We start from the raw sequence: 12,844 nt of genomic DNA on the forward strand, positions 1-12,844 counted from the left end.
TATTTTTCAGCAATTAATAAATCAATTGAAATTCAGGATGAAGGGCAATGGCCCATAAAAAATCCTGTACCGCATCAATAGAAGGTGCACTGCCCAGCGCTGTTAATGCAACCTTTTCTTCTTCCTTCGATGGTAACCTGCCAATGGCCGCCCGGTAAACTTCCCTCGTCATGGTTAATGGATCTTTATACTTTTCTTTCCATTTTATAGCGGCTTTGTGTAAGGCCTGGTTAAATTGTGCGCCATTGGTTAATTCCAGTGCCTGCAATAAGCTGGCCTGTGAAGTTCTGCTGGTGGACACTGTCTCCCTGTTTGGGCGTCCCAAAGCCGTAAGAAAAGCATCATTTTTTACCAGGGATGCCCTTGCAAAAGGAATGTTCGGTTTTATGTTTTCCGGCATAAGGTTGAAAACAATCATACTGTCTGCATAAACAGGTGCCAGTACCTGTCCAACCGCATCGGTAAACTCTTCTGCGGTAAGCCTTCTTGTTACCATACCCTTAAACACGAAATCTTTGGTTGTAAGCAATCCCGGTTCCTTTACCGTTACCGAAGGCTGCTGATAAATTTGAGAAGTAAGGATGGTATACATCAGTTTTTTAATGTCATATCCTGAAGTTACAAAATCATATGCAAGCCAGTCGAGCAGGTCCTGGCTCCAGGGCTCATTGTCCATTACATCTACCGGTTCAACAATGCCCCGGCCCATTAGCTGGGCCCACATGCGGTTTACAAAAGTTCTGTACAGCCTGCCATTGCGGGGCTGCACCAGGCTGTCTGCCAATTGTTTTAATCTCTCCTTCCGGGGAGCATCCGGATTGATGTTGCCAAGCTCTTTAAATAATATTCTTCTGCCGGCCATTTTGCCGGTTGGTTTATCACAACGGTTTATCTCCAGTGTACTGTCTGAAAAAACGTTGGCAAAAGCATAGGCATCATCCAGCTTCCAGTCGCTTACAAAACTGTTATGGCAGGAAGCGCATTTAAGATTAACGCCAAAGAAAACCTGCGATACATTCTGCGCCGCCTGCATTTCGGTACGCTGGCTGGAGTTGATGGTGCCGCGCCATTGAATGCCTTTTATAAAGCCATCAGATTGTTTATCGGGATTGATGAGTTCACTAACAAAACGATTGTACGGCTTGTTTTCTTTTAGTGATGTATACAACCATTTGGTTATGCCAAACCTGCCGCCGGTAATATAGCCGGTACCGGAATAATCGTTGCGCAATGCATCGTTCCAAAAGCTGAGCCATTGCTGTGTATAATCGTCATTGCGGTTCAACAGATGTTGCACCATCAGCGTTCTTTTATCGGGCCTGGTGTCTTTTACAAAAGCATCCATGCTGTCTGGCGGCGGTACCAGGCCGATGATATCCATATAAACACGGCGCAGGTAAATGCGATCTTCAACAGGCTTAACCCAGCTTATTTTATGTTGTTTAAAATAGTTGTTGACAAACAAATCAACCGGTGAGGTAAGGTTGCCGGTAGCCGGTGGAACAGCAGGTAAACGGGGTGCCATGGCGGCTACCCGAAACAGGCTTCTTTCCGGTCCGTCAGGCCAGGGTGCGCCTTGTTTTATCCATAAAGTAAGGGTGGCTATTTCTGTTGCAGTAAGGCCTTTGCCTTTGGAAGGCATCGCTTCCTTATCCCTGCGGGAAAGGGATATGCGGCGGATGATCTCACTTTTATCAGGATGGCCCGGCGTAAGAATGCTACCGTTTTTTCCGCCTTTAAAAATGTATTGTTTTGAATCCAGTCTCAGTTCACCTTTCACTTTTGTTTCGCCGTGACAGCTATAGCAATTATGCGCCAGTATCGTTCTAACCTGCAGGTTCAGTTCCTGCCTTTGTGAACTATCCAGTGGCCCTTTTATGCCAGCAAAAATAAAACTGCTGTCCGTTCCCGCCCCGGCGTCTTTACCAAATGGCAGCACGCTGCTGAGATAGTCTTCGCCATGTGTAAGTTCACTTCCATAATGACCAGCGACAGTAACACCCAATACAGTTGCAGTAAGCAGTATAATTGAAAATTTTCGTTGCTTTTTCAGATAGAGATAGTAAGTAGCGCAGGCCAGTATCATGGTAGCAATGCCCGACCATTGATGCACCTGTAATACATTGCTGCCGTAGGTTTCGGTGTTGGATAACAACAGGCCCAACACTACAGCTATCACTGATGAAATGGCACCGGTAGCAATTAATAAAGGCACACCGTTGCGGAGCTGAAGGGATGCACGCTTCCAGGAAATAAATTCGAAAAATAAAGCGATGTATAAAAGCCCCACGGGAAAATGTACAATCATAGGATGCAATCTTCCTAAAAACGACCAAAGCCAGAAGCCTTCACCGGCCACCGTTTCATGGCCTTCTGCCGATGCTGGATTGATAATACCTGACAGGAAAAATAGCAATACCCCGATGCTGCAACTGGTAATAGCAAGGCGTGATAGCCGCCTTTTTTTAATAAATTGTTTTAATATATTCATCTGGTTTCCTGACAGGTTCTTTAAAGAAAAGTACGATGATTAATCCTAAATACCATAAGCTATTTTAACTGCCAAAGCTAAACTTACATTATTTCATAAAGACAGCTTTCACAGCATCAAGATACCCATAACCGTATACGTTATCGGGTTCGAGGTAACTCGTTTCCGTCCATTCGTTCCAGCTGTTGATGGTGATCAGCGGAGCCTGGCGGGGATGGGCATCGATATAGTCTTTAGCCATTTGTAATCCTTTGGCAAAATTTGCGGGCGTATTGTTTTTCATCACAGCGCTTTTGCCTAACCTTGGGCTGTTATCCCACCCGATGCTCACATGCGGATAATAGGTTAATTCAAAAGCCGTATCAATCCTTGCCCATTCTTTTTTTACTTTTTCCATGATATCCATGTAATCGTTATTGACGTCTAAAAAATGGACAAACTGGTAATGTGTAGCACTGGTAAACCCAAGTTTTTTTACAAATTCATTTTCAGGCGCTTTGGTCTTACTTCCATCAAACCCACTATAGTTAAGGTTTTGCGACCACATGGTTAACTGCAGTTCCAGCCCCGGAAAACCTGCCCTCTTTGTTTCGTCCTTAAACCATTTGAGCGCTGCGGCTGTTTGTTCTATCCCGCCAAGGCCTGCAATCAGTTGTGGTACATCATAGATCATGAATACAGGGTTACCATCAATTTTATAATATTGCGGCAGCTTAAAATACTTTTCAATATTACGTTTACAGATTTTTTCAAATTCATCTCTGCTCACCTTTCCTGTCCAGATTACATTTCCATCCTCCACTTTATTCAGTCTTGTATCCCATGTATTTACAACATCATGATTGGCCCACATCAGGTAAAATTTCATCTTATCTGCATTGTCAGCTTTAAGAAAACCATTGTTCAATGTAGTTTCCATAAACGGGCGGCCATCATACCAGTACCAGTCAAAAATAAAAACATTTATCCCGTGTTTGGTAGCTTCGCTGATCTCCATATTCATAACCGCCGGATCGGCTTCATTTACTGTTCCCCAAACAGGTTTCCGGTTCCAGTAATGCCCGGGAAACCGTTGTTGCATATTGGTAACTGTTTCCCATTCACCAATGCCCGAAGGCCAGAATGGACGCAACCGGGGATCGTCGCTGGCGTAAGCGGGATAGAGAAATGCGGCAACATCATATTTCTTATCAACTACCTGCTTCCTGTTTTGAGCGACGGTATTTCCGGCAATCAACAACAGCATTCCAAATACTACAAGCATTTTGATTTGATACATCATATTTCATTTTTGACAAGATAATTCTATAATTTTTGAATTAACAATACCAGGCTTCACTTCAGCTTACCGGGTACTGCATGTGTATCATTAGTAAATTTATCAGTAATCCGGATTTTGACCAATTAGGTTTACCACTGGTGTGTTGCATGTTGATAGGAAAATAATAATTTTCCTGCTGGAATTGAGAAACATTGGATACGCCGTCAACATTATTAAAACCATCAACTGATACCCGCTTGTTGTAACGTCAGCAATGTAATGTATGCCAGACAAAGGTCTTAATAACCCGGTAACAGCAGTCCGCCATCTTCTTACCTCCTGTTTGCAACCTATGATTTAAAAGTGAATTCACTATCCTGTTCTATCCTGTCTGAGATGTAATGCATTAGATGATTGATCAACCATTAGAGGCAGAAAAAAGTAAATAGAGTATAGGCGATCGTTATTTGCAGCCACAGTTTAGCCGTTTATCAAAATTAGTTTACCTGTTGAAGTAGAATTAATGACTATTGAGAAATCGGCCTCTCTTGAAAACAAAAAAGCCTTTTTGGGAGAATTTTGGTAAGGCTATTATTCTTAATTTTTAAGATGTGGTCCCGACAAGAATCGAACTTGTGTCTAAAGTTTAGGAAACTTCTATTCTATCCACTGAACTACGGGACCATTCCAACAACCAGTTGCTGCTGAGCTTATTTTGGAGTGCAAAAGTAACAAACAACCCGATAGCTTCCAACATTGATTATTTGCAACCCTTTTACCGCATCAAACAATCCCGGCGGCTTCTTTAAGATTCGTAATTTTCTTAGCCTTATCTTTGCCATCCAAATTTTTTAAGTATATGAAGTGGTTAACCCTGTTGATTAAATACCGTTTATGGTTGGGAGGAGTTTTATTGGCGCTGGCTATATTTACCAATGTACAGGCTGGTTTCTGGCCTGCATTTGTATTGTACCTGGCTGCGGTAATATTAATTGTGGGTCATTTTATTTTTGGCCCCATGCGCCTGATACAGGAATGCATGGAAAGTGGTGATATTGAAGGAGCTAAAAAAGTAATCGATTCTATCTGGTTTCCTTCTTTGCTGATCAAACCTATCCGTTCTGTTTATTATACCGTAAAAGGCAACCTGGATATGGCAGATCAGAATTATGAAGGCGCTGAAAAACATTTAAAAATGAGCCAGTCGCTGATGGGTGGCGGTGGCATTTTAGGCGACCAGATGAAGCAGGCTGAAGGTGCCAATAAATTACAGCTGGGTATGCTCGCCATGCAAAAAGGTGATATGAAACAGGCAGAAAGCTATATCCGCGGCGCTATCCGTGCAGGTTTACCGGATAAAGAAAATGAAGCGGCGGCTTACCTGCAATTGTCATCCATCATGATCAATAAAAGAGAATTCAGGGCGGGAAAAGAATATTTTAGAAAAGCAAAAGGCCTTAAGCCAACCACACCCCAAATTGCCGACCAAATAAAGCAAATGGAAAAATATATTACCCGGATGCCGGGATAAATATTTTTGATGTAATTCTTATATTCAAAAGGCCACAAAAAGAATTATTTCCTTTGTGGCCTTTGTATTCTTAGCCCCGTTGTGTGAAATTAATCGCTCACTCTACCAGCCGGATCGTCCAAAAGTCATCGCAGAGATGCGTATTGGTAATGTAAGCATAAGGCATCCAGAAATAACCTTTTATACCCCAGGCTGTACCCCAGCTGTTTCTTATCAATACCATTTGCTTTTTTTCATCATAGCCAACTGCAAGAATAGCATGGCCTCCCACTACTTTTTCTTTGCTGAAATCGGGCATTGGCATAATCCCTTTTTTGGCCATTGCCGCCGTCATAAAACTTTCATATACGGTAAAGCCAAAAGCGAATGGATAGCCTTCAGCCAGGCAGCCTTTTAATATGCTGATGTTGCCATTACTAAGCCGCTGGTAAGAAGTGATCTGATTTTGCTGTGCATGCGAATAGCAGGCGGCTGGTGGCTTTTTGGAGAACTTGGCACCAGCAGATGAATCATCATCATAGGTCCATTCGGTTTCTTTGCAAATGCCATCTTTGTTAAGCGATTTAATACCATCCCTCAAAAAAGCGCCACTGTCACTGTTTTCAGTATGGATAGCCACCCTTTCGTTATAATACAAAAAAAGTCGACTGGGCATAAAATCAGCCTTACGTTGTTTCTTTTTGCCAAATTGAAAAGCTCCGGACAGCGAGTTGGCGGTGCAGCTTCCCAATGCTCCCTGGTTATACACTGGTGGGCAAGTGGGCCGCAGGTCTACTTTTGCAGGCATTTTTTGCATTAATTTCAGCGGGGCTGCATACATATAATCCCTTGCATCGGGCAGGTCGGGCAACCACCCCATTTTAAATACTGGTTTTGCATTGTTTGTTTTCTTTGCCATGGTGATCTGTTTTTAATATAAGAAATGCTTTTACTTTATTGATCTGGTACATTCATAGACAGCAACTGCTGCGGATGCATGTTTAGTTATTGCCTTTCTGATTCGGAGTGGATTTAGTACAATGTGCAATTGCGTCATTGCCCCTGGATTGCAGCCTGGTAATTGATATTTCCCGCTGTTAAAAATTAGTAGTTGTATTCCTGCAGGCTTCAATCAATTATCATACAAGATAGAAATCCTGGAAGGCAATGTCAATACCACAAACTGTTTATTTTTATTGCCTTAACCAGCGCTTATTGACCGGTTATTGGCAAAAAAATACCCGTTATAAAAATAACTGGCTATTAAAACTTTATGTGCTCACTCTTAAAATAAAATGCAGCCGATGTATGCTACGCAACCATCTTTCCAAACATGGCTTCAACGGCGGTAAACCGGTAATCAAATATTCCTTTCAATTGCTTTTTTACAAACAGCGAATTCGCAATGTCTCCAAAAAACCAAAATGGCATTTTGTAATGCACTATATCCGTCATTTCCACACCGCCAGGTACGGCTTTAAAATGATGCTGGTGATGCCATAGACTGTAGGGACCAAAACGCTGTTCATCCACAAAATATTTCTTGTCTTCTACATGTGTAATTTCCGTCATCCAGTATAAAGGTATACCCAGTATAGGTTTTACTGTATATTCAATTACCTGTCCGGGATACATTTTATCGCCATGGTATTTGGAAATAATATTAAAGCCCATCTTATCCGGTGTAATTTTTTGCAGGTTGGCGGGACTGCTGAAAAAGTCCCACGCTTCATTAAGGGTTACGGGTAATTGCTGTACAGTTTTAAGAGAGTAGACTTTGCTCATTTTTGTATTTTACCCTACAACAATAATAAATGTATTTTGTTTTCAAATTGCGACCGCAGCCTGGCGTTTGAAGCTAAAAAAATAACTAGCTGATAAAAAATGCGGGGGCACAAAACAGATGTTGCATCCATAAATATTTTAACGCTACCAGCAGGCTTGTTATCTTTAATCAATTTCCCCGGGGATTATTTTTACAGTTAAACCGTCCTGCAACAGAACATGCAAACATATCAACAACAGCTACAACAAAAATTCAACGACGAATATATAAAGCTCAACGAACAGCAGCGCATCGCCGTGGATACTATTGAAGGTCCAGTGATGGTGATCGCTGGTCCGGGTACAGGTAAAACACAAATCCTTGCTGCAAGAATTGGTAAAATTTTATTGGATACAGATGCTCTGCCTGAAAATATTTTATGCCTCACCTATACCGATGCCGGTGCCATAGCCATGCGGCGAAGGTTGCAGCAATTTATTGGTGCTGATGCTTACAAAGTAAATATTTACACCTTCCATGCTTTTTGCAATGATGTGATACAGGATAATTTGCCGCTGTTTGAAAAAAATTCGCTGGATGCTATTTCAGAACTGGAGGGCATCCAATTATTTAAAGCACTGATAGATAATTTTAAAAAAGAGCATCCGCTGAAAAGATACCGCGGCGATGTATATTATGAAGTAAACAACCTGCGAAATTTATTCAGTAACATGAAAAGAGAAGGCTGGACACCTGCCTTTATCAATGAAAAAATAAATGATTTTATAAAAGATTTGCCGCTGAGAGATGAGTTTGTATACAAAAGAAAATACAAGCAATTTAATGCCGGGGATATTAAGCAGGACAAGATCGATGAAGAAATTGACAAGGCTGAAAAATTGCGTGCCGCGGTAAATGAATTTGAAAATTTTCAGCGATTAATGCGCCAGAAAAACCGCTACGATTTTGATGATATGATCAACTGGGTGATTGCTGTTTTTGAAAACAACCCGAATGTATTATCCGAATACCAGGAGCGGTTCCGGTATATTTTGGTAGATGAATTCCAAGACACCAGCGGTACACAAAACAGGCTGGTGCAGCTGCTCATCAATTACTGGGATACACCGAATGTATTTGTAGTGGGGGATGATGACCAAAGTATTTACCGCTTCCAGGGTGCCAATGTGGAGAACATGCTGGGTTTTGCAGATCAGTATGTATCGGTTTTAAAAACCGTGGTACTTACCAATAACTACCGCAGTACACAACCCATACTGGATATATCAAAAACGCTGATCAACAAAAATGAAGAGCGGCTGGTAAAACAAATTGAAGGCCTCAGCAAAGAATTGATTTCGTCAAGGGAAGAGCTGAAATCCCTGCTGCACCTGCCGCTTGTTACAGAGTACAATTCGGTACGGGACGAATTGGCAGGCATCACCAACCAGATAGAGGCGTTACTCCAAGACGGAATAGCCCCCGGAAAAATCGCCGTTATCTATAAAGAAAATAAATACGGCGAAGAACTGGCGGCTTACCTGCGCTTAAAAAAGATATCCATCTTCAGCAAGCGTTCGGTTAATATTCTGGAACATCCATTTGCAAAAAAGATCATCGAAATATTGCGGTATTTAAATGCCGAACATGATATCCCATATGGAGGTGATAAAATGCTGTTCGAAATATTGCACTATGATTTTTATACAATTCCACCTATAGAAATTGCAAAAATTACGGTGGAAGTAAATAAGAAGCGGTATAACAATGAACAAACTTCTATTCGTAAACTATTGTACGATAAAGCAACAGCAAGGCCGAAAGATTTATTTGATACCGGAATCAATGAAAAACTAAAAACCTTTAGTGGAATCATTGAAAGACTGATTGCAGATGTATCAAATGTAACCCTGCAGCAGTTGTTTGAAAAGATCATTCATGATGGTGGTGTGCTCACTTACATTATGCAAAGTGATGAAAAGGTGATGCTGATGCAATTGCTTACCAAACTATTCGATTTTATAAAAGATGAAACCGCACGCAACCCATTTTTAAATTTAGATGATCTCGTAAAAACAATCGACCTTATGCAAAAAGAGGAATTGAAGTTACCCCTCACGCAGGTATCAGGAAGTGAAAAAGGCGTAAACTTATTAACGGCGCATGGCAGTAAAGGGCTTGAATTTGAATACGTATTTTTTGCGGGCATCAATGCCTCGAGCTGGGAAAAAAAGCGCAAGCCCGCAGGTGGTTATAAAATGCCGGATACGCTGTTTTCATCACAACCAAAATCAAGCGAGGAAGAGGAATTAAGGCGACTGTTTTATGTGGCCCTTACACGTGCGGAAAAGCACCTTCATATTTCGTACGCCAAGCATAAAAACGATGGCAAGGAAATGGAACCCTCCATGTTCCTGGCAGAAATTTTAGAACAGCATATTTTGCCGGTACAAAAAGTTACTTTAACAGATGAAGAAATGTTGGTGTTTCAGCAACTGCAGTTCACCGCACAGGCGCCGGAAATTGAAAAAAGCGAGGCCGATTTTATCAGTGGTTTACTGGATAAATTCGTGATGAACGTAACAGCATTGAGTGCCTACCTTGATTGTCCTTTAGGCTTCTATTATAAAAATCTGATCCGCATACCGGCAGGTAAAAGTGAAACGCTTGAATTTGGAAGTGCCATCCATTATGCACTGGAAAAATTGTTCACCAAAATGCTTGCCAGCGAAAGCAAAACCTTTCCGCCAAAAGAAGAAGTAGTGGCTGACTTTAGCCGTTACCTGCGCAAACACCGGGAAAATTTTACAGAAGAAGAATTTCAGCGGAGAATGGAACAAGGCTCCATGGTATTGCCGGAATACTATGACACATACATCAACACCTGGAATAAGATTGTTACGGTTGAAAGAAATATCCAGGGCGTAGTTGTGAATGGGGTACCACTGAAGGGCAAGCTTGATAAGCTTGAATTTAACGGCAAAGAAATAAACGTGGTGGATTATAAAAGCGGTAATGTTGACAATGCGTTACCTAAAATGAAAGGCCCTAATGATAAAGACCCCAACGGTGGCGACTATTGGCGGCAGGCGGTTTTTTATAAAATACTGGTTGATAATTATGGTCAGAAAGACTGGAAGGTAATCAGCACCGAATTTGATTTTGTTGAACCCGATAAAAAGAAGCAATACCGCAAAGAAAAAATCATCATCACCCCTGCTGATACCGAAACCGTAAAACAACAAATAAAAACGGTGTGGGCAAAAATACAGGCCAGGGAGTTTTATACCGGCTGCGGTAAACCCGAATGCCACTGGTGCAATTTTGTAAAAGACAATAAACTGGCCGTAGCACTGCACGATTTGATTGGGGAAGAAGAGGAAATAAACCCTTAAGTCAATTTTATGATTCAGGGTTGCGGGCAAATAGCATAAAGGGTTTAAGTTTGCAGTTCAACACCATTTGATGAAGATTAAAAATGTTTTATACTCGGCTGCTGCTGTTTTTTTTATTTACTTTATTACCGTTACCGGAAGCGGCTGTGCACAAATTGGTGCCCCAACAGGAGGCCCCAGGGATAGTATCCCTCCTGTTTTAGTTGCAGCCCTTCCTAAATTAATGACCACCAATTTTACCGGCAATAAAATTACGCTGGTTTTTGATGAGTACATCAATGTGCTGGACGTTCAAAAAAATGTGATTGTATCGCCATTTCCAAAAACCTTCCCCATCATTACCTATAAATTAAAAGAGGTTAGTATTAAGTTAAAAGATACCCTGTTGGATAAAACTACTTATGCCATCAATTTTGGAAACGCTATTGTTGACAATAACGAAAGCAACCCGTTTAAGGAATTTACTTATGTATTTTCAACCGGCAACACCATTGATTCTTTAAAATTAAGCGGCAAAGTATTAATGGCCGAAACGGGCAAGCCAGACAGTACACTGCAGGCGTTGCTATACCGTGATGCCCCTGATTCTGCTGTTGAAACAAGAAAGCCTAATTACATTGCCAGGATAGATCGCAATGGCATTTTTACTTTTACCAACCTTTCTCCGGGTGAGTATAAAGTGTATGCATTAAAGGATGGCGATGGCGGTAAAACCTACAACTCAAAAATTGAAAGTTTTGCTTTTGCAGATGAACCGGTTCGGGTAAGTGGCAAAAACGATTCGGTAAGATTGTACGCATACGAAGAAGAAAAAGATATAAAAAAAGCAGCTGGCCTGCCAGCCAAATCTGCCGCTGATAAAAAGCTGAAACTAACTCCCAGCCTGGGTACCGGCGCGGCCCAGGACATACTTACCAATCTTGAATTGCGCTTTAATAATAAATTAAAACTGTTCGACAGCACCAAAATGGTTTTGACCGACACCAACTTTGTTAAGGTGGAAGGAGCCACCATAACGATGGATAGCACCCGTAAAATTATCATTGTAAAAAACAAATGGCCGCTGGAGACCGCCTATCGTTTAGTGATTCCAAAAGAGGCCATCGCCGATACCGCCAACAATACGCTGGCAAAATCAGATACGCTCAAATTTCAAACAAAAAAGGAAAGTGATTATGGTAGCATAACCCTGCGCTTTACCAAGCTGGATTCAGCGCGTCACCCGGTAATACAGTTTTTAAATGGTGCTGAAATTGTAAAATCTGTAAAAGTCACGGCTGCCTCCTGGACGGATAAATATTTTAACCCCGGCGAATTCGAATTGCGCATTTTGTACGACGCCAATAACAATGGCATATGGGACCCAGGCAATTACAAAAAGAAAATTCAACCCGAGCATGCGCTCACACTAGATAAAAAATTAACTATCAAAGCCAATTGGGATAATGAGCGGGAAATAGAGCTTTAAAGGATAATTTTTTAATTGATAATGGATAATGCCTGCTGATTGCAAGGCTATTGTTTTCGCAAAGAAAGCGTTTCGCCTGAATTGCAGAAAGTACCAGCCACAAAAAATTATCCATTACCCCATTGTCAATTATCCATTAAAATAACCATTTATCTTTGCGCCATGATTTTTTCTTCTTCTCTTTTAGAAAATGCGGTGAATGAATTTGCTCGCCTGCCGGGCATCGGAAAAAAAACAGCGCTCAGGCTGGTACTGCATCTTATCAAACAGGATGTGACAGATGTAACACGTTTCAGCGAAGCCATTTCATTGATGCGGGAAGAAATAAAATTTTGTTCCCGCTGCCACAATATTTCAGATGCGGCGCTTTGTAATATCTGCAGCAACCACAGCCGCAAGCAGGATCTGTTGTGCGTGGTAGAAAATATCCGCGATGTAATCGCTATAGAAAGCACCCAGCAATTCAACGGCATTTATCATGTATTGGGCGGCATTATTTCGCCACTAGATGGCATAGGTCCCGACCAGTTGAATATTGATTCCCTTGTTAAAAGAATGGAAACAGAACCTATTACAGAAATCATCTTTGCCCTCAACGCCAACATCCAGGGCGACACAACCATTTACTATATCGGAAAAAAATTAAAAGCATATCCCGTAAAAATTACCACCATTGCCCGCGGTATTGCCTTTGGCGGCGAACTGGAATATGCTGATGAAATGACGCTGGCAAAAAGTATCAGCAACCGTATACCGGTTGAAAACTACATTAACGCTGGTAATTAGCCTTCCTTATTCGATAAACTTCTGTACTGGCCGCATTTTGCTATAACGTAAACTTGTCCTAATTTTACAGGGTTACAGGTGGATTTGTTTATTGTTCAGCCTGTATTCAACAGCCTTCAAAGGCCAAGTGAACTAATAAACGAAAGCAACTCCCAACATCTTCTCCCG

8 protein-coding genes and 1 tRNA gene are annotated in these 12,844 nt (G+C 41.5%); 4 read left to right on the plus strand and 5 right to left on the minus strand.

Annotated elements, in window-relative coordinates; translation table 11 throughout:
• Positions 1-13: 13 nt before the first annotated feature.
• The 3 genes from QWZ08_RS26525 to QWZ08_RS26535 all read right to left on the minus strand — a co-directional run bounded on the left by QWZ08_RS26525 (position 14) and on the right by QWZ08_RS26535 (position 4,436).
• Entirely contained in the window at positions 14-2,491 is a 2,478-nt protein-coding gene (locus QWZ08_RS26525) for a DUF1549 domain-containing protein (protein WP_290340748.1), read from the minus strand.
• Positions 2,492-2,579: 88 nt separating this feature from the next.
• On the minus strand, positions 2,580-3,773 hold the full coding sequence (locus QWZ08_RS26530; RefSeq protein WP_290340749.1) for a glycosyltransferase WbsX family protein: 1,194 nt from the start codon (positions 3,771-3,773) through the stop codon (positions 2,580-2,582).
• A gap of 591 nt (positions 3,774-4,364) precedes the next feature.
• A tRNA-Arg gene (locus tag QWZ08_RS26535) sits at positions 4,365-4,436 on the minus strand.
• Between the two features lie 175 nt (positions 4,437-4,611).
• Between QWZ08_RS26535 and QWZ08_RS26540 the strand changes: the two genes are divergently transcribed.
• Positions 4,612-5,283 carry a tetratricopeptide repeat protein gene (locus tag QWZ08_RS26540; RefSeq protein ID WP_290340750.1) on the plus strand — a complete coding sequence of 224 codons (672 nt, stop codon included), beginning with the start codon at positions 4,612-4,614 and terminating at the stop codon, positions 5,281-5,283.
• A gap of 97 nt (positions 5,284-5,380) precedes the next feature.
• Here the strand turns inward: QWZ08_RS26540 and QWZ08_RS26545 are convergent, their stop codons facing one another.
• Both QWZ08_RS26545 and QWZ08_RS26550 read right to left on the minus strand, forming a co-directional pair.
• On the minus strand, positions 5,381-6,181 hold the full coding sequence (locus tag QWZ08_RS26545) for a C1 family peptidase (RefSeq protein ID WP_290340751.1): 801 nt from the start codon (positions 6,179-6,181) through the stop codon (positions 5,381-5,383).
• 392 nt (positions 6,182-6,573) lie between these two features.
• A complete protein-coding gene (locus QWZ08_RS26550) occupies positions 6,574-7,047 on the minus strand; it encodes an SRPBCC family protein (RefSeq protein WP_290340752.1) in 474 nt (157 codons plus the stop codon).
• Positions 7,048-7,266: 219 nt separating this feature from the next.
• Here QWZ08_RS26550 and QWZ08_RS26555 point away from each other — a divergent pair, with 219 nt between their 5' ends.
• The 3 genes from QWZ08_RS26555 to recR all read left to right on the plus strand — a co-directional run bounded on the left by QWZ08_RS26555 (position 7,267) and on the right by recR (position 12,676).
• Entirely contained in the window at positions 7,267-10,422 is a 3,156-nt protein-coding gene (locus tag QWZ08_RS26555) for an ATP-dependent helicase (protein ID WP_290340753.1), read from the plus strand.
• A 70-nt stretch (positions 10,423-10,492) separates the two neighbouring features.
• Positions 10,493-11,890, plus strand: coding sequence for an Ig-like domain-containing domain (locus QWZ08_RS26560; protein WP_290340754.1), 1,398 nt, complete (start codon positions 10,493-10,495; stop codon positions 11,888-11,890).
• Between the two features lie 162 nt (positions 11,891-12,052).
• Positions 12,053-12,676, plus strand: coding sequence for a recombination mediator RecR (gene recR / locus QWZ08_RS26565; RefSeq protein ID WP_290340755.1), 624 nt, complete (start codon positions 12,053-12,055; stop codon positions 12,674-12,676).
• Positions 12,677-12,844: the final 168 nt, after the last annotated feature.

Origin of the sequence: Ferruginibacter paludis, assembly GCF_030409685.1 — a bacterium.
Classification (GTDB): Bacteria; Bacteroidota; Bacteroidia; order Chitinophagales; family Chitinophagaceae; genus Ferruginibacter; species Ferruginibacter paludis.